We start from the raw sequence: 19001 nt of genomic DNA, 5'->3' as shown, positions 1-19001 counted from the left end.
ACTTTGCTAACCGCGACCGCTTTGTATTATCAAACGGCCATGGTTCGATGCTAATTTACTCTCTATTACATTTATCAGGTTATGATTTACCGATTGATGAGTTAAAACAGTTCCGTCAATTACACTCGCAAACACCAGGTCACCCTGAATATGGTTACACAAAAGGTGTTGAAACTACAACTGGCCCATTAGGCGCTGGTGTTTCTAATGCTGTTGGTATGGCGATTGCTGAAAAAACCTTAGCCGCTCAATTTAACAAAGACGGCCACGATATTGTTGACCATTTCACTTACTGTTTCTTAGGTGACGGTTGTTTAATGGAAGGGATTTCTCACGAAGCTTGTTCATTAGCCGGTACGTTAGGTTTAGGTAAATTAGTGGCGTTTTGGGATGACAACGGTATTTCTATCGATGGTCACGTTGAAGGTTGGTTTACTGAAAACGTACCAGCACGTTTTGCCTCATACGGCTGGCATGTGATTGCCGATGTTGATGGTCATAACCCAGAAGCCATTGCTGCAGCCATTGAAGAAGCAAAGTCTGTTACTGACAAACCAACCATGATTTGTTGTAAAACCATTATCGGTTTTGGCTCACCTAATAAATCAGGTAGCCATGATTGTCACGGCGCACCATTAGGTGATGATGAAATTGCGGCAGCACGTGAGTTTTTAAATTGGCCACATGCTCCTTTTGTTATTCCTGAAGATGTACAAACCGGTTGGGATGCTAAAGAAAAAGGCGCAGCTATTGAAGCACAGTGGCAAGCTAAGTTTGACGCGTATGCACAAGCTTACCCAGAATTAGCCGCTGAATTTAAACGTCGTGTTATCGATAAAGACTTACCTGCCGGTTTCTCACAAGCGGCTGAAAAGTTAGTTTATGAAACACAAGCAAAAGCGGAAAGCATTGCTTCTCGTAAAGCATCACAAAACACCATTGAAGCGTTTGGTCCGTTATTACCTGAAATGTTAGGTGGCTCAGCTGATTTGGCCGGTTCAAACTTAACCTTATGGTCAGGCTCTAAAGGTATTCAAGACGATGCTGCCGGTAACTACATTTTTTACGGTGTTCGTGAGTTTGGTATGAGCGGTATCATGAACGGTATTTCATTGCACGGTGGTTTTATTAACTACGGCGCCACTTTCATGATGTTTATGGAATATGCACGTAATGCGGTACGTATGTCTGCGTTAATGGGTATTCAAAACGTATTTGTTTATACCCATGATTCCATTGGTCAAGGGGAAGATGGTCCAACCCATCAACCGGTTGAGCAATTAGCTAACTTACGTATGACACCTAATATGTCAACGTGGCGCCCTGCTGATGCCACTGAATCTGTCGTGGCTTGGAAAGCAGCGATTGAACGCAGAAAAGGACCAACCTCGTTAGTCTTTTCTCGTCAAGGTTTAGCAGCTCAAGCACGAACTGACGCGCAAGTAGCTAACATTGCCAAAGGTGCTTACATTTTAGTTGATTGTGGTCAAACACCTGAGGTGATTTTAATTGCAACCGGCTCTGAAGTGGGTTTAGCGGTTGATTCTGCCAAAGCATTAGCGGCTGATGGCGTGAAAGTAAACGTAGTGTCTATGCCTTCAACGGATACTTTTGATGCCCAAGATGCAGCTTACAAAGAAAGTGTATTACCGGCATCAGTGACAAAACGTGTCGCTATTGAAGCAGCGCATGTTGATTACTGGGCGAAATATGTCGGTTTTGCTGGTGATGTGGTTGGTATGTCAACGTTTGGTGAATCAGCACCAGGTGGCGATTTATACAAACACTTCGGCTTTACCGTTGAGAACGTTGTAAGCAAGGTGAAAGCGTTATAAATACAGTGAATAATTAATATATATCCTGTAATAGATAAAGCGCCGATTACTTTTACTGAAATAAAAGGTAAAATGTCGGCGCTTTTTAGTTTATCGCTAGTTTTTAGTTAAAAAATTTATGTCCAAAAATTCTGCTGTCACAAATACACCTATTAATATTGCTATCAATGGTTTTGGCCGAGTTGGCCGAAGTATTGTGCGTGCATTATATGAAAGTGGCCGCCAAGAGCAATTTAAGCTAGTTGCAATTAATGAAATTGCGACGATAACAGGTATGGCACATTTATTAAAGTATGATACTACCCATGGCCGTTTTCCATTTGCAGTCAGCCATCAAGGTAATACCTTAAATATTGCTGGTGACAATATCCATATTAGTCATGAAAAATCGTTAGAGCGTTTACCTTGGCAAGAACAGCAAGTTGATATAGTACTTGATTGTACCGGTGTTTATAGCACCCGAGATGAAGCACAAATACAACTTGATAATGGCGTGAAAAAAGTTTTATTTTCTCACCCTGCAGATCCTGATGTTGACAGCACAATTATCTACGGTGTTAATGAAAAATCCCTCACCAAAGATGACAATATCGTATCTAATGGCTCATGCACAACTAATTGTATTGTTCCTGTTATTAAGGTGATTGATGATGCCTTTGGCGTTGAAAGTGGCACAATTACCACTATTCATTCATCAATGAATGATCAACAAGTGATCGACGCTTATCATGATGATTTACGACGAACGCGCGCCGCGAGTCAATCAATCATTCCAGTTGATACAAAGTTAGCCATTGGTATTGAACGTATCTTGCCCAAGTTTTCGGGGCGTTTTGAAGCGATTGCCGTTCGGGTACCTACCATCAATGTGACGGCAATGGATTTAAGCGTAACGGTCAATAATGATGTGACGATCATCGATATTAACAATGCGATAAAAGACGCACAAAAAAATGGGCTAGCTGGTATTTTAGGTTACACTGAAGAACCACTAGTTTCAGTAGATTTTAATCACGACCCTCATTCATGTATTGTTGACGGTAATCAAACAAGAGTAAGCCATAAGCGGCTTATTAAAATGTTAGTTTGGTGCGACAACGAATGGGGCTTTGCTAATCGCATGTTAGACACAGCAAATGCGATGGCACAAACAATAGAAAATTATTAATTTAAACACCCAATTAAGGAACACCTTATGTCTGTAATTAAAATGTCGGACCTAGCATTAGCAGGTAAAAGAGTATTAATTCGTGAAGATTTAAACGTACCATTAGAAAATGGTGAAATCACTTCAGATGCTCGTTTACGCGCCGCATTACCAACGTTAAAACTTGCTTTAGAAGCCGGTGCAAAAGTTATGGTAATGTCACACTTAGGTCGTCCTACCGAAGGCGAAGCAAGTGCTGAAACGTCATTACAACCGGTAGTTGATTATTTAAAAGGTGCATTAGACTTCCCTGTAAGTTTATCAACAGATTATTTAAACGGTGTTGATGTTGCTGAAGGCGAATTAGTAGTTTTTGAAAACATTCGTTATAACGTCGGTGAAAAAGCTAACGATGAAGCACTAGCTAAAAAATTAGCGTCTTTATGTGATATTTTTGTGATGGATGCTTTTGGTACTTCACATCGTGCCCACGCATCAACTCACGGCGTTGCTAAATTTGCGCCAACAGCCTGTGCTGGTCCATTATTATCAGCAGAGTTAGCGGCTTTAGGTAAAGCGTTAGATAACCCAGAACGTCCATTAGTTGCGATTGTTGGTGGTTCTAAAGTTTCAACTAAATTAACCGTACTTGACTCATTATCAAAAATTGCTGACGTATTAATTGTTGGTGGTGGTATTTCAAATACGTTTGTTGCTGCGGCCGGTAATGAAGTTGGTAACTCTTTATACGAAGAAGATTTAATTCCAGAAGCTAAACGCTTATGTGCAACCACTGAAGTTATTTATGCTGAAGATGTTACCACAACTAAAGATGGCTTTAGTGACTGGAACCATAACTCGGCAGTAACGGTTAAAATGCCAAGTGAAATTACCAGCGACGAAGAAATCATCGACTATGGTCCACAATCTGCTGCTCGTGCTGCTGAAATTATTAAAGGTGCTAAAACCATTTTATGGAATGGCCCTTGTGGTGTTTTCGAAATTGATGCGTTTGCTAAAGGTACCGAAGTTGTTGCTCGTGCGATTGCAGAAAGTGAAGGTTTCTCAATTGCTGGTGGTGGCGATACTTTAGCTGCTATCGACAAATTCGATTTAGCAGATCAAATTTCTTATATTTCAACCGGTGGTGGTGCTTTCTTAGAGTTTGTTGAAGGTAAAGAGTTACCAGCCGTTGCTATTTTAGAAGAACGCGCTAAAGAAGCTTAATTTAAACTTCACTAGGCCTAATATACATGACCCAATAAGTTAATAGGCTTGGTACTACTGTTTAAATGTTATGGTTTAAAGAAGTTAATCACGTTAACGATTAACTTCTTTTTTTTAACCTCAAAAAACCTTACTTATTTAGTTTTTCATATTACAAAAACAAATTTATAGCTGATAATTTTTCATTTTATTGTCATTTTAAATACTTGCTACTGTTATAAGCTCATCTTTTGTTTATAATATGCTCTCTTAAAAAGTAAGGAAATGATATGGAAATGTTAACAACTTGGTTTACTGACAATCAACAAATGCTAATTGATTTTGGCATAAAACTGATTGTTGCTTTAGCAATATTTATTATTGGTAAATTTATCTCTCGTTTGATCAGCACTGGCGTTGGCAAACTGTTGAGTCATAAGAGTGTTGACCCTACGGTTATCTCTTTTGCAAAAAGTATTGTCTATGGCTTAGCCATGACCTTCACTATTATTGCAGCTATTTCTCACCTTGGTTTTAACACCACCTCGCTTGTTGCAGTTATTGGTGCCGCAGGTTTAGCTATTGGTTTAGCTTTACAAGGCTCATTGTCTAACTTTGCTTCAGGTGTTTTATTAATATCATTTCGTCCTTTTAAAGCGGGTGATTTTGTAGAAGCTGGTGGCATTTCAGGTGTTGTTGAAGAAGTATTAATTTTTTCTACAAAATTAAAAACTGGCGACAACAAAACCGTTATTATTCCAAACAATGCCATAACTGGTGGCACTATCACTAACTATTCAACTAAGCCAACACGCCGAATTGACTTAGTTATCGGTGTTAGTTACGACGCCGATTTAGCAAAAACAAAAGAAGTTTTAGCTAAAGTTGTTGCTGACAACGAGCAAGTGTTAAAAGAACCTGCTGTTACAATTGGTGTTAGTGAACTTGCAGACAGTTCTGTTAACTTAGTCGTTCGCCCTTGGGTTAAATCAGGCGATTATTGGCCAACACACTTTAAATTATTAGAAGATATCAAAGTAGCACTAGATGACGCTGGTATCGAAATTCCATATCCACAGTTATCTGTACATGTAAATCAAGAGGAAAAAAATGAAGCATAAGCTTGCCATTGCCGCCCTGACCTTAGCACCACTTTGTGCATTTTCAGCCGCCGCAGAAGAACCTAAATCGCCTTATAAAGCTTCGGCAGAGTTAGGTGCCCTGTATAAAACAGGTGATAAAACAACCGCAGATATTCTTGCCGGTTTTGACGCTGATTATGAAAAAGACTTATGGCGTGCAGCACTTCGTTTTGATTTATTAGTGAAAAAAACTGAAAAAACAGATGAAAACGGTAAAGAAGATCTAGAAACAACCGATCAAAAATGGAATTTATCTTTACAGGTAAACCATACTCTTGACGCCAATACCAAAAACTATTTGTATGGCAACGGTTCATATGAAGATAATCGCTTTAGTGGCTTTGACAATCAATGGTCGGTTTCTACTGGTTGGGGTCGTCGTTGGTATGAAACAAAAGTAGCAACTTTTGATGCGGATTTTGGTCCGGGTTTTAAACGCGATACTATTGCTTCTTACCGAGTTGATTTAGGTAATGATGAATATGAAGTTATTCCTGAAGAAAATCGTGACTCACTTATTGTGCAAGCACAAATAAAATATACCCGTAAACTTAACAAGCATGTTGAATTTAAACAGTTTGCTGTAGCGAAATGGGCAACCAAAAGTGGTGAAAACAGCCAATTCAAAGCTGAAACTTCCGTGACCACCCGTTTAATTGAAACTTTACAGCTCAAGTTCTCATTTAAAGTTGATCACAATACCGACGTTGATGAAGGTAAAACTAATACCTTTACACAAACAGGTATCACCTTGGTTTATAGCTTTTAATAGTTAAGTTATCCATGACTCAATGAGTACAATATGAGTAAAATGTTAAAGCCGCTTAAATAGCGGCTTTTTTATTAAAAAAATGTTAATTTTTTGGCATAGAACAAAAAATTTAATCATTTTTATGGTACTATTATCTACCTCGATTATATCTTTGCTAATTGTCATTAAACTTATGAATATATCAAAAATCGATCTCAACCTATTAATATATTTGGATGTCTTGTTACGAGAAAAAAACGTAACCCGAGCAGCCAGCCAATTAAATATTACCCAACCGGCCATGAGTAATGGTTTAAAAAGGTTAAGAGCATTATTTAATGATCCTATTTTAGTAAGAACCTCCGATGGCATGGTGCCAACTGAACGTTCACGAGCATTAGCACCCGCGATCAGAAAGATATTATTACAGCTAGAAGAAACCTTACAAAACGAAGAACACTTTGACGAGCAAAGTAGTCAACGGGTTTTTCGTGTAATGGCCAGTGATTATGCTGCTTCAACTTTAATTCCCCCTTTATTAAAGCGGTTAAGTCAAAGAGCACCTAATATCGTCATAGATATCATGACACCAAGTGATGTGACTTTTCATGATGTAGAAGCCGGTAAAATTGATATGGCCATCAATCGCTTTGAAGAATTACCGCAATCGTTTCACCAAAAAACGGTTTGGAAAGATAGCTTTTCATGTATGGTCGGAGCCAACAACCCAATCATCGAAAATTTTAATATTAACACCTACCTTGCTGCCAAACATGTTTGGGTAGCAAAAACAGGTTTTGGTGTTGGTGTTGGTATGGACACTTCAGATTTAAGAAACTTAGGCTGGGTTGATGAAGCTTTAGCAAAATTAGGACGAAGACGAGATATCAAAGCCTTTACTCGAAATTACCATGTTGCCATGCAAATCGCTTTAGAAGGTGAATTAGTGGCGACGTTACCAACTCGTTCAGCGATGATCCATCGAAATGATGCCAACTTTAAAGTATTACCACCACCATTTGAAATCCCACCGATGGAATTAAAAATGATCTGGAGTCCTTTATTACATCATGATGCAAGCCATGTTTGGTTTAGACAATTAGTCATTGAAACGGTAGCTGAATTATAACAATGCACAATGCTTTATATAGCCTAGCTTCAATCGTGGTTTGTTTACTATTAGGCTATGCCTTGCATTTTATTGCCGGCGGCCTACCACCTAGTTTATACGGTATGATCATTCTTACTACCTTGTTAACTTTAAAGATTATAAAAGTTGATAAACTAACCACGACCGTGCAATGGATCATTGCCAATATGGGGGTATGTTTTGTACCTGCCGCCATTGGCATCATTGAATATGTCGCATTAATTAAAGAATTTGGCCTGATTATTACCGTCGTTGTTGTATCAACCAGTTTATTACTCATGGCACTTGTTGGTTTTTTATATCAACACTTTATTGATAATAAACATAGTCAGCCGTAAAAATGCTTCATTATTTTATCTATAGCAGTATTCTTACTGTCGTTATTATTATCTGTTATCAGCTTGCAGTTAAAATACAAAACAAAACCAACAGCATATTGTTAAACCCCATGCTATTAACCATGGCAATGGTGATCCCATTATTAAGCTTAGCTAACGTTTCTATTGATCAGTTTCATAAACACAGTGCTTGGCTCAATGCTTTATTAGAACCGGCCATTGTTGCCTTAGGTTTACCTTTATATCAGCAGATCCAAGTCATTAAAAAAAACATTAAAGCGATTATGCTAATTCTCGGCTCTGCGATCACTTTACTGATGATAATTAGCTATCTACTAACCACCTTACTGATCGATAATAGTAATATTGCTATCGCAATTTCGTTAAAGTCGATAACCGTACCCATTGGTTTAGCATTAAGTGAAAAACTAAATAGTATTGGTTCGTTAACCGCTTTTATGATCACTATCGCTGGCTTAACCGGTGGCTTAATTGGCCATCAATGGTTGAATTTATTACGCATCAAGTCACCTCAAGCACAAGGTTTAGCCATTGGCTGTGCTAGCCATGCTATTGGCACCAGCTCAATTAGCCGTATTAGTCACCAACATGCCGCATTTGGCTCGTTAGCCCTAGTTTTATCTGCCATCATAACAGCGGTGATCGCCCCGTTTTTACTGCCTTTTTTAAGTCAACTTGCATAATAAAAACTGGTAATTAATTAAACGATGCTTTATATTAGTGCATTAATTTATTGTTTTTAAACAATTGTGCCAATCTGGCAAGGTCTCAGGATGAAATTTTTACTCAATTTAGCTATTTTAAATATTGTCATCTTTGTTATTTCTTTATTCTATTGCTCATCAAAAGCGATCCCAGCGAGTAATGTCGATACCTCTGCATTAGAGCAGCAATATAAAACACAATATGAAATTCTATTTAATGCTCAACTAACCTATCGCACAATAGTACCTCATCATGAGCGTTTATCTGGTGATAATGTTTATCAAACCAGTTATGTGATTTTTAAACCAGAGCAGTCGATCATCGTTAAAAATAATTACTTACCTATGGCAAAAATTGCTCCTAAAGTAACTGAAAAGCAAGATATTACTTTTTTCCAAAAAGCGACATTATTTAACGATAAGTTGCAAAGCTGGTTAAACTAACCACAACTAAGCTAATCGCTGTAGATTAGCTTTCATCTCATAGCTCAACACCGCTGTTGTTCAGATAATAACTGCTCAATAACTTGTCCAATACGTAAAAAACTTTGTTGGCGCATCGACGTTGGTCGCCATAGCATCCCGATATCACGAAAAACATCATCACCTAACTTTTCAATTGTTAAGCCTTCGGCTTGCCCTACCCCTTTATTTACCGCCATTGCCGGTAAAAAAGTAAAGCCCTTATGAAATGCTGTCATTTGCACTAACGTTGATAAACTTGAGGCGGAAAATTGATGAATTCGGCTAGCATCAGCTAATTTACATGCTGATAACGCATGTTCAGTTAAGCAGTTTTCTTGGGTTAATAAAAATATGCTATGTTCTGGTAATTGCTGATAATCATGTGACTGCTTAAAGCGCTGTACTAAGTTATTATCGCCAGCAATATAGAACCCATCTTTGCCTAAAATTTTACTTTTAAAGTTATGATCTTTTACCGGTAAGGCTAAAATAGCTAAATCAATTTGCCCTTGCTGCAATTGGATCAATAAATTTTCTGTTGTTGCTTCAACAAAATATAATGCTAATTCAGGTAATGCTTGTTGTGATGCTTTAGCAAAATTTTGTAATAAATAAGGTGCTATCGTTGGAATACAGCCAATGGTAATACTGCCTTTGTCAATTTGCCCTTGTGCTTGGCCGTAATTTACCAGATCAGCTGCATCATTGATCAGTCCTTGCGCCATTTTGACAATAGCTTCCCCCTGAACCGTAAAAATAAATGCTTTATGATCACGCTCAATCAACTGACAGCCTAGTTGTTCTTCTAACTTAAGAATGGCGCTACTTAACGTTGATTGGCTAATAAAACAAGCATTAGCGGCTTTATTGAAATGCTGATATTGATGTAATACCGTTAAGTAATGTAAATGTTTTAAATTAGGTAAAATCATACACGAATAAATTTATTAGGATGGCACTTTATATTAATAAAGTTAATTAACAACACCAACCTAATAAATAAAAAAGTTTCTTAAAAGTATTTAATTTTTGTAACATTTAATATATCTTTCAGGCTCAATTCCATTTAGTTGTAGGAAAAATCATGATCAGAGCTTCAGCAAGACATATCTTAGTTGATACCGAAGAGCTATGTATTGAGTTAAAAGATAAAATTAACGCCGGTGAAGATTTTGCTGCTATTGCACAAAATCACTCTAATTGTCCATCAAAAGCACAAGGGGGCGCATTAGGCTCTTTTGGTAAAGGACAAATGGTTAAAGAGTTTGAAGATGTTGTATTTACTGCTGATTTGCATCAAGTACAAGGCCCGGTAAAAACCCAATTTGGTTATCACCTAATTGAAGTAACAAACCGTACTGAGTAATTTATAGTTCAAATTAACTGCTGTAGTGTTTAATCAAAAAGAGAGCCCTTTCCGGCTCTCTTTTTAGTTTTAAACAGTTCAAATTCAAGCGTTAAACTTAAGCTTCAAACCCGTTTGGATTTTTTGACTGCCAACGCCAAGTATCTTCAATCATCGTATGGATATCACGCTCTGCGCTCCAACCTAATAATTCTTTAGCAACACTTGCATCAGCAAACATTTCGGCAACATCACCGGCGCGTCGTGGTGATACTTTATATGGAATGTCTTGACCACTGATCTCTTTAAATGAATTAACAATTTCAAGTACCGAAACACCGTTACCTGTACCTAAGTTAATCGCCTGACAACCCTCAATCACTGATAATTTTTGTAATGCTTTGACATGGCCTAAAGCTAAATCAACTACGTGAATATAATCACGCACACCGGTACCGTCTGGTGTATCATAATCATCACCAAATACTGCTAACTCTTTTAAACGGCCAACGGCAACTTGAGCAACAAACGGCAATAAGTTATTTGGAATACCATTTGGATTCTCGCCAATAGTACCAGAAGCATGAGCACCAATTGGGTTAAAATAACGTAAACAAGCAATTGACCATTCAGGATCACTTTTGGCTAAATCAAATAAGACATGCTCAACCATTAACTTAGTTTGACCATAAGGATTAGTCGCGCGCGTTTCCATAGTTTCAACCATAGGAGACACATTGCGATCACCATAGACAGTAGCAGAAGAACTAAAAACAAAGTTTTTTACGTTATGATCAGCCATTACCTGTAATAAATTTACGGTACCTGCAACGTTATTATGATAATAACTTAATGGAATGGTATTTGATTCGCCAACGGCTTTTAAACCGGCAAAATGGACAACCGCACTAATATCATGTTCAATGAAAACAGCATTCATTGCCGCTTTATCACAGATATCGGCTTTGATAAATGTTGGGCGCTTACCTGTGATCGCTTCAATACGATCTAAAACTAAGGTTGATGAATTAGCTAAGTTATCAACAATAACAACTTCTTCACCAATTGATAATAATTCAACAACAGTATGACTACCGATATAACCTGTTCCACCTGTGATCAATAAACTCATAATTTTAATCTTTCCTAATTTTTCATTATTTGTACTGACTTAGCTGATAAAACCTAAGTGTAAACGTTTACAATTTGTAATATGTTATCATTCTAACCATCAACTTGGTAGCAAAAAACAGCAATAACGCCATAAAAGCTCCCTTAATTTATCACCATAAATCCGATAAAAAACATGATAAAAAGATAAGCTGTTAACGATAATAATCACTTAATGTTGCAATAAAAAGATCTAACTGCTCTGCAGGTAAATTATTAATCCCTGCCGCACCGGCACGGCCGCCACCTGTTGGAAACTGCACACAAATATCACTCGCGCCTTGTTTATTATTAAGTGGTGCGCGTAAACTAATGGTGTAAGTTCCATCGGCATTTTGGGTTACTACCGCGTGTGCTTTATTGGGTGAGCGATTAGCTAATTCATTTCCAAACACACCACTAACACGACGTGCCCAAGCTTCATCAGCTAATTCAACCACTTTACAAATATCATTATCCACTAATACCTTGGCTGATTCAGCTAACGCCATATCCGCTTGATAAGCTTTTTCCAAACGGGAAAATACTGAATCTTCCTGCTCAACTAAGGTTAACGGATCGGCATGCTGCACTAATAACTGAAACAATGCATCTGGCTTATAGTGTAAATCGTCAACGGTTCGACCATAGCCGTTGTAATTAACATAAATACCAAAGGCTTTTAATTTTTCTTGCTGCGCTTGAGTTAACCCGACAGACTCAGCCAAAGCAACGGCTGAAGCCGTCATATTATCACCAAAAGCGGCAGCAATTGCCCAATTGGCAAACTGGCCACCAAGCTGTTGATTAACTAATAAACTAGTGCAAGTATTAGCATCAGTGTCGATATTAGCCGTTAATAATGATGAACTTGGAATATCTCCCGCTCTATGATGATCGGTATAACTGACAGGGATATTAGCCGCTAATAACTCATTTAGAGCATCAATGTTTTTTTCCATCGAAATATCTAACACAGTGACACTAGTAGCCTGGCTCTTATCAACTTGTTTTAATAAGCTAATATCACGTTTTACACCCGTTATTAACGTTGACTCTTTTGGCTCAGCCAAACGTAATTGTACTAACGCTAAAATGCCATCAGCATCACCATTAAACACATCAAAATGCACGTTAAAATCCTTATTGAATACTTTTATTGGAAATTTATCTTTTCAAACCCGTTACGTTTTATAAGTTAATAAAACCATTCTCGCTTAAATAGCTAACAATTTGCTTAGCACAAGCTTCAATGTCTTGCTCTGCCGTTTTAACGTGTATAGCTGGTGCTTGCGGCACATCATAATCAGAATCAATGCCAGTAAAATGTTTTATTTCGCCAGCTCGGGCTTTTTTATATAAACCTTTTGGATCACGCTGTTCACAAACCGCTATCGGTGTATCAATATACACTTCAATAAATTCACCGTCTTCAAGCTTATCTGCCGCCATTTTGCGATCAGAGGCAAAAGGTGAAATAAAAGCGGTAGAAACAATTAAACCAGCATCAATGAATAGCTTCGACACTTCACTAATACGGCGAATGTTTTCAACGCGTGCTTCATCAGTAAAATCTAAGTCACCGTTTAAGCCATGGCGAACATTGTCACCATCTAATAAATAGGTATGACAACCTAAGTCAAACAACATGGCATCAACAGCATTCGCCACAGTAGATTTACCCGAGCCACTTAAGCCGGTGTACCATAACAAACAAGGTTTTTGATTTTTTTGTTCACTGCGCTGAGCTTTACTGACATGTTGTTCATGCCAAACGGTATTTTCTGTTTTCATGACATTCTCTTAAGCATTTGCTTGTTTTAAATAAGTTTAAAAATTATTTTAAAATGGGAATACAATTGGGATCATAATCAATACCACAGCGCTATACAGCAGTGATACTGGGATACCAAATTTAATAAATTCAGTTAATTTGTAATTACCAGCGTTATATACCATTACATTAGTTTGATAACCATAAGGGCTGATAAAGCTACCACTGGCGGCAAAAGCAACCGCCATAACAAACGGTAAAGGATCAACCCCTAAACCAATAGCGATATTATAAGCAATAGGAAAAACTAAGGCCGCTGCCGCATTATTGGTTACTAACTCAGTAGATATTAAGGTAATTAAATAAATAGCGATAAAAGCAATATAAATACTTTTACCATGTAATACTTGTTCAATATTTTCTGCCAGAATTAATGCCACACCGCTGTTTTCAAGCGATTTGGCTAAGGTTAAGGCACCAACCACAATTAACCATATTTCCAGCGGAAAACGGCGTTTTACTTCATTCACCGTTAAACATTTACTAACAACCAACGCTGCAATATAAAACATTAAACAGCTTAACAAAGACACTGAAAAAACAACTGAAATGGTAATGGTAGCTAAAAAGCCAACTACCGTTAACCAATCACGCCAGCCATGCAACATATTGTCTGGCTGATGACCTGAAATAATATAAAAGTTTTTTGATAAGTTAGTACGAGAGCTAAAATCGTTACCAACAGCAAGTACTAAAAAGTCACCCGCTTCAATAACAATTTCCCCCAACTTACCTGAAAGTTGCCCACCCTCTCGGCGAATGGCGACAACTGCAGCATCAAAACGCGCACGAAAGCCTGCCGATTTTAAATTTTTGCCAATAATTGCTGAATCTGGCTTAATCAACACTTCGGTTAAGTTATCTTTCACTAAACCGTCTTCATCTGCAAATAAGTTCAAACCATCAAATTGTTGTAGGGTTAATACTTTCGAGATATCGCCGGTAAAAATCAGCTTGTCACCCGCCACCAATACCTCTTCTGGCGTAACAGGGGAAATCAAACGACCGCCACGAACCACTTCAACTAAGAATAATGAATCTAAATTTCGTAAGCCATTGGCTTCAACACTTTTACCAATTAATTTTGAGGTGGCTGAAATTTCTGCTTCTAAAAAATAATCACTAAGCTGCATATTCCCCATCGCCATATCGGGCAAGGTTCGCATACGCAAGAAAATAACAATAAAACAAGCTACCATCGCCGCTAAGCCAATCAAGGTAAAATCAAAAAACTGTAAGCCTGCCGCGCCAGTTTCAATTAACATACTGTTAACGATTAAGTTAGTTGAAGTGCCAACTAAAGTTAAGGTACCACCTAAAATAGCCGCAAAAGACAAAGGCAATAATAATTTACCGGGGTTTATTAAGGTGTTCTTTTTAATGGTGCTAATAAGAGTTGCCACCACAGCCGTATTGCTCATTAGCGCAGAAGCAATCGCTGTACTGAATAAGGTTTTAACCGCTGAGCCTAATTTAGAGCCATTAATTAATACTGAGGCCAGCTTACGTAAAACACTGGTGCGTTCAAAAGCAAACGAGCATAAAACAAGAAAGATTAAAGTGATTAAACCTGGGTTTACGGCATTCGCCAAAATTTGTTCGGAGCTAACAAACGAAAAGGCTAAACACACTAATGAGGTACCAGCGAAAACTCGCTCGGGATTACGTTGAAACTTAAACAAAGCTGCGAATGTAGCAAAAAATATCGCTATCATTAGCCATTGCATTATTGTCATAAAGTTTCGTCCTATGAACTATTACCGAAGAATATTACTGAAAAAATAATAAAACATTGCAAAAAAATAAGAGTAACTTACCAAAACAATTTTAACATTTAGTTTTGGCAAAGTTACTCTTTATATCATTTACTGCAATGTGCTAACAATTAATCAAGTAATTTTGAAATATCGCGCGCACCCCAATGAGGGAAGTGTTTGCGAACGAGTGTATTAAACTCTAATTCAAACGGTGAAAATTGTTGAGACTTTTGTTCTTCAATTGCGTTATTGATCATACCCGCACCAACAGTAATGTTAGAAATACGGTCGATAATAATAAACGCACCTGTTGATTTGTTTTTCTGATAATCATCAAAGTGTAACGCTTCAGTTAAGGCAAAGTCACATGAACCAATTTCATTCAATGCCAATTGCTCAGCAGCGCCAGTTTCCATGGTATTAACATCTACTTTATGCTTCACCGCTGAAACATAACCTGTCGTCATTTTACTACCATGTTTAATGTAGTATTCACGGCCAACTTCTAATGCATCTTCATGCATCCATACCACAGAGGCATTTAATGCTTTTGATGATGAAGGTAAGTTATCAGGCTTAACAATCATTTCACCGCGACTAATATCAATTTCGCTGGTCAATGTTAAGGTTACCGCATTTGGTGCTGTCGCTTCTTGTAATTCACCATCAAAAGTAACAATTGACTTAATTGTACTCTTTTTACCTGATGGTAATGCCATGATCTCATCACCAACAGCAATTTTACCTGAACCAATAGTGCCAGCAAAACCACGGAAATCTAAATTTGGACGATTCACATATTGCACTTGATAACGGAAATCAGCATTATTTTGATCATCACCAATTTGAATGCTTTCTAATAATTCCATTAACGTTTCACCAGTATACCAGTCAGTATGTTCACTGCGGTTTACCACGTTGTCACCAACTAAGGCTGAAATAGGCGCAAAACGAATATCAGGAATGTTTAAGTCTTTAGCAAATTCAATGTAATCTTTTTTGATTTTCTCAAATACTTCTTCACTGTAATCAACAATATCCATTTTGTTTACAGCCACAACAACGTGTTTAAGACCTAACAATGAACAGATAAATGAATGACGACGTGTTTGTACTTGTACACCATAACGGGCATCAATTAAGATGATCGCCATATCACAAGTTGAAGCACCCGTCGCCATGTTACGCGTGTATTGCTCATGACCAGGAGTATCCGCAATAATAAACTTACGTTTATCTGTTGAGAAGTAGCGATACGCTACATCAATTGTAATACCCTGCTCACGCTCAGACTGTAAACCATCAACTAATAAAGCTAAATCGATAGCTTCGCCGGTAGTACCTGACTTTTTACTGTCGTTTTCAATTGCAGCTAACTGATCTTCGAAGATCATTTTTGAATCATGTAATAAACGACCAATTAAGGTACTTTTACCATCATCAACACTACCACACGTTAAAAAACGTACTAATTCTTTATTCTCATGTTGCTTTAAATAAGCTTGAATATCTTTTTCAATTAAATCTGATTGGTGACTCATAATAATTTTCCCTTGGAAAACTATTAGCTATAAAGCTATAAGCTATAAGCTTACGCTAATTTAACTAATGATTTTCATTCAAATCTTGTTTTATTTTGTTAGCTAAGCCAGACAACATAGAAGCAATACGTTTTGTTTCTAGTATCCAAGCTTGGCCAACCTCAGCATTAATAAAACCAATATCAATGCCAATATAAATTTGTGTTCTAACTTCAGAGCATGAAGATTTTGCAATATTTAGAAAGCGAATTTTTTCTTTTTCACTATCCCTGCTCATCCCTTCAGCGATATTACTTGGTACTGACAAACCTGCGCGTGTTATTTGGTCTTTAAAGCCAAAATCTCTTAAATCAGCCAATTCTATATACAAACTAACACTTAAAGATTTAGCGTACTGCCAAACAACTAACTGTTCAAAATCCATTTGATAACCTTATAAATCATTTATAAGTTAACAAGGTTATTTTAGAACCAAAGCGCTGAACTTTACTCTTCGCATTTAGCTTACCGCCTCTAGCTTCAAGCTAAAATTAAAAATAACCTTCCATTTTCTTTTTCTCCATTGAACCTGCAGAGTCGTGATCTATCACTCGTCCTTGTCGTTCAGAGGTTTTTGTTAATAACATTTCTTGAATAATTTCAGGTAATGTTGCGGCTTCTGATTCAACAGCACCAGTTAATGGGTAACAGCCTAATGTACGGAAACGTACTTTTTTCATTTGAATTTCACTTGGATCTTCAATTGGCATACGATCATCATCAACCATGATCAAAGTACCGTCACGCTCAACCACTGGACGTTCAGCAGATAAATAAAGCGGTACAATTGGAATGCTTTCTAAATAAATATATTGCCAGATGTCTAACTCAGTCCAGTTTGATAATGGGAAAACACGAATACTTTCACCTTTATCTACTTTACCGTTATAAATATTCCATAACTCTGGACGTTGGCTTTTTGGATCCCAACGATGATTAGCATCACGGAATGAATAAACACGCTCTTTCGCACGAGATTTTTCTTCATCACGACGAGCACCACCAAAAGCAGCATCAAAACCATATTTATCAAGCGCTTGTTTTAAGCCTTGTGTTTTCATGATATCGGTATGCTTAGCACTACCATGAGTAAACGGCCCAATGCCCATTGCCAACCCTTCAGGATTTTTGTGCACTAATAATTCAAAGCCATAGTCTTTTGCCATTTGATCACGAAATGCGATCATCTCTTTGAATTTCCAGTCAGTGTCAACATGCAATAATGGAAATGGAATTTTACCTGGTGCAAACGCTTTACGCGCCAAGTGTAATAATACGGCAGAATCTTTACCCACTGAATATAACATCACTGGGTTATCAAACTCAGCAGCTACTTCGCGGATAATGTGGATAGATTCAGCTTCAAGCTGTTTTAAGTGAGTTAAATTCATAGCAAGTAAATAATAAATCCTTGGTTATTTGTTGTGACGAATTTTGACACAAACAGTTAGTGGATGCTAGTCAAAAAGATATATACTTATACCGTTTTGATATATATTCGAGTTTTATACTTTTATTTTGTAATTTAGAGTATAAACTTAATTAATTCAGCGCACTTTGGTGTGGCCTAAATTCACCTTTTAAGGCTGAAAAAAAAACGCTCTAAAAAGAGCGTTTTTATAAATACTTAGTATCAATAAGCGCGATTAAAGCGCTAATGATTTTAAGTATTCTTTAAATTCTTCGCCTAAGTCTTTATGGCGTAAAGCATATTCAACATTGGCTTTCATATAACCAATTTTTGAACCGCAGTCATGAGACTTACCTGTCATGTGAAAAGCTTCTACCATTTCAAGCTTCATTAAGCTGGCAATAGCATCCGTTAATTGAATTTCATCACCAGCACCTGGTGGTGTATATTCCAATAAATCCCAAATTTTTTCAGATAAAACATAACGACCTACAACCGCAAGGTTAGAAGGCGCTTCATCTACCGCTGGTTTTTCAACAACCGCTGTCATTGGCTGAGATTCACCCGCTTGTAGTTCTACACCACCGCAGTCAACCACACCATAGCTACTTACTTGCTCCATAGGAACTGGCTCAACCATTACTTGGCTATAACCACCAACTTCTTGGTAACGCTTAAGCATTGCCGCTAAGTTTTCAGTTTTTAAATTCGCAGAAACATCATCTAAAATAACGTCCGGTAATACCACAACAAAAGGTTCGTCACCAATAATCGGTCTCGCTTTTAATACCGCATGACCAAGGCCTTTTGCTTCACCCTGGCGTACATGCAAAATAGTAACTTCTTTCGGACAAATCGCTTGAATTTCTTCTAATAACTGACGCTTAACACGTTTTTCTAACGTCGTTTCTAATTCAAACGACTTATCAAAATGGTTTTCAATGGCATTTTTAGAAGAATGAGTAACTAACACAATTTCAGTAATGCCTGCATCAATACATTCATTAACAATATATTGAATTAACGGTTTATCAACAATTGGTAGCATTTCTTTTGGAATGGCTTTAGTGGCTGGCAACATACGTGTACCTAAACCCGCAACAGGGATAACCGCTTTTTTAATTTTATTAGTCATTTTCTTCCTTAATATTTTCTTATCTTTTTTC

19 protein-coding genes are annotated in these 19001 nt (G+C 37.4%); 10 read left to right on the top strand and 9 right to left on the bottom strand.

The genetic code is table 11. From position 1 onward, the window contains the following. The 9 genes from tkt to ACSLUO_RS03185 form a co-directional block, all read left to right on the top strand. A partial coding sequence (tkt, locus tag ACSLUO_RS03225) for a transketolase (protein WP_448246133.1) occupies positions 1 to 1835 on the top strand: 1835 nt, incomplete at its 5' end. Positions 1836 to 1953: 118 nt separating this feature from the next. Beyond that, positions 1954 to 3003: an erythrose-4-phosphate dehydrogenase gene (epd, locus tag ACSLUO_RS03220; RefSeq protein ID WP_448246131.1), complete on the top strand. Its 1050-nt coding sequence runs from the start codon at positions 1954 to 1956 to the stop codon at positions 3001 to 3003. Positions 3004 to 3030: 27 nt separating this feature from the next. Continuing rightward, entirely contained in the window at positions 3031 to 4209 is a 1179-nt protein-coding gene (locus ACSLUO_RS03215) for a phosphoglycerate kinase (RefSeq protein ID WP_448246129.1), read from the top strand. Positions 4210 to 4478: 269 nt separating this feature from the next. Then, entirely contained in the window at positions 4479 to 5309 is an 831-nt protein-coding gene (locus ACSLUO_RS03210; RefSeq protein WP_448246127.1) for a mechanosensitive ion channel family protein, read from the top strand. Beyond that, entirely contained in the window at positions 5299 to 6099 is an 801-nt protein-coding gene (locus ACSLUO_RS03205) for a DUF481 domain-containing protein (protein ID WP_448246126.1), read from the top strand. The genes ACSLUO_RS03210 and ACSLUO_RS03205 overlap by 11 nt, the downstream gene beginning before the upstream one ends. 175 nt (positions 6100 to 6274) lie before the next feature. Next, positions 6275 to 7210, top strand: a complete 936-nt coding sequence (locus ACSLUO_RS03200; protein WP_448246125.1) for a LysR family transcriptional regulator — start codon at positions 6275 to 6277, stop codon at positions 7208 to 7210. Between the two features lie 2 nt (positions 7211 to 7212). Beyond that, positions 7213 to 7569: a CidA/LrgA family protein gene (locus ACSLUO_RS03195; RefSeq protein WP_448246124.1), complete on the top strand. Its 357-nt coding sequence runs from the start codon at positions 7213 to 7215 to the stop codon at positions 7567 to 7569. A 2-nt stretch (positions 7570 to 7571) separates the two neighbouring features. Beyond that, positions 7572 to 8273, top strand: coding sequence for an LrgB family protein (locus tag ACSLUO_RS03190; RefSeq protein WP_448246122.1), 702 nt, complete (start codon positions 7572 to 7574; stop codon positions 8271 to 8273). A 90-nt stretch (positions 8274 to 8363) separates the two neighbouring features. Then, positions 8364 to 8738, top strand: a complete 375-nt coding sequence (locus tag ACSLUO_RS03185) for a hypothetical protein (protein ID WP_448246120.1) — start codon at positions 8364 to 8366, stop codon at positions 8736 to 8738. 44 nt (positions 8739 to 8782) lie between these two features. Here ACSLUO_RS03185 and ACSLUO_RS03180 read toward each other — a convergent pair whose 3' ends face one another. Continuing rightward, positions 8783 to 9691, bottom strand: coding sequence for a hydrogen peroxide-inducible genes activator (locus ACSLUO_RS03180; protein WP_448246119.1), 909 nt, complete (start codon positions 9689 to 9691; stop codon positions 8783 to 8785). A 152-nt stretch (positions 9692 to 9843) separates the two neighbouring features. Between ACSLUO_RS03180 and ACSLUO_RS03175 the strand changes: the two genes are divergently transcribed. After that, positions 9844 to 10125 (top strand): peptidylprolyl isomerase, encoded by a 282-nt coding sequence (locus ACSLUO_RS03175; protein ID WP_448246118.1) that lies wholly within the window; start codon positions 9844 to 9846, stop codon positions 10123 to 10125. A 97-nt stretch (positions 10126 to 10222) separates the two neighbouring features. On the opposite strand, the gene galE is transcribed toward ACSLUO_RS03175, so the two are convergent. The 8 genes from galE to galU all read right to left on the bottom strand — a co-directional run bounded on the left by galE (position 10223) and on the right by galU (position 18970). Beyond that, on the bottom strand, positions 10223 to 11236 hold the full coding sequence (gene galE / locus ACSLUO_RS03170; protein WP_448246116.1) for a UDP-glucose 4-epimerase GalE: 1014 nt from the start codon (positions 11234 to 11236) through the stop codon (positions 10223 to 10225). Between the two features lie 193 nt (positions 11237 to 11429). Further along, positions 11430 to 12386 (bottom strand): DHH family phosphoesterase, encoded by a 957-nt coding sequence (locus ACSLUO_RS03165; RefSeq protein WP_448246114.1) that lies wholly within the window; start codon positions 12384 to 12386, stop codon positions 11430 to 11432. 58 nt (positions 12387 to 12444) lie between these two features. Further along, positions 12445 to 13047 carry an adenylyl-sulfate kinase gene (cysC, locus tag ACSLUO_RS03160; RefSeq protein WP_448246113.1) on the bottom strand — a complete coding sequence of 201 codons (603 nt, stop codon included), beginning with the start codon at positions 13045 to 13047 and terminating at the stop codon, positions 12445 to 12447. A 48-nt stretch (positions 13048 to 13095) separates the two neighbouring features. Further along, positions 13096 to 14823 carry an SLC13 family permease gene (locus tag ACSLUO_RS03155; protein WP_448246111.1) on the bottom strand — a complete coding sequence of 576 codons (1728 nt, stop codon included), beginning with the start codon at positions 14821 to 14823 and terminating at the stop codon, positions 13096 to 13098. A gap of 149 nt (positions 14824 to 14972) precedes the next feature. Next, positions 14973 to 16385, bottom strand: a complete 1413-nt coding sequence (gene cysN / locus ACSLUO_RS03150) for a sulfate adenylyltransferase subunit CysN (RefSeq protein ID WP_448246110.1) — start codon at positions 16383 to 16385, stop codon at positions 14973 to 14975. A 64-nt stretch (positions 16386 to 16449) separates the two neighbouring features. Further along, positions 16450 to 16809, bottom strand: coding sequence for a four helix bundle protein (locus ACSLUO_RS03145; protein ID WP_448246108.1), 360 nt, complete (start codon positions 16807 to 16809; stop codon positions 16450 to 16452). Between the two features lie 106 nt (positions 16810 to 16915). After that, positions 16916 to 17815 (bottom strand): sulfate adenylyltransferase subunit CysD, encoded by a 900-nt coding sequence (gene cysD, locus ACSLUO_RS03140; RefSeq protein WP_448246106.1) that lies wholly within the window; start codon positions 17813 to 17815, stop codon positions 16916 to 16918. 255 nt (positions 17816 to 18070) lie between these two features. Further along, on the bottom strand, positions 18071 to 18970 hold the full coding sequence (galU, locus tag ACSLUO_RS03135; protein WP_448246105.1) for a UTP--glucose-1-phosphate uridylyltransferase GalU: 900 nt from the start codon (positions 18968 to 18970) through the stop codon (positions 18071 to 18073). Positions 18971 to 19001 lie beyond the last annotated feature (31 nt).

The organism is Thalassotalea agariperforans, from assembly GCF_053470345.1.
The sequence above is the reverse complement of the archived record's forward strand: the minus strand, read 5'-3'. Positions and strand labels throughout refer to the sequence as shown.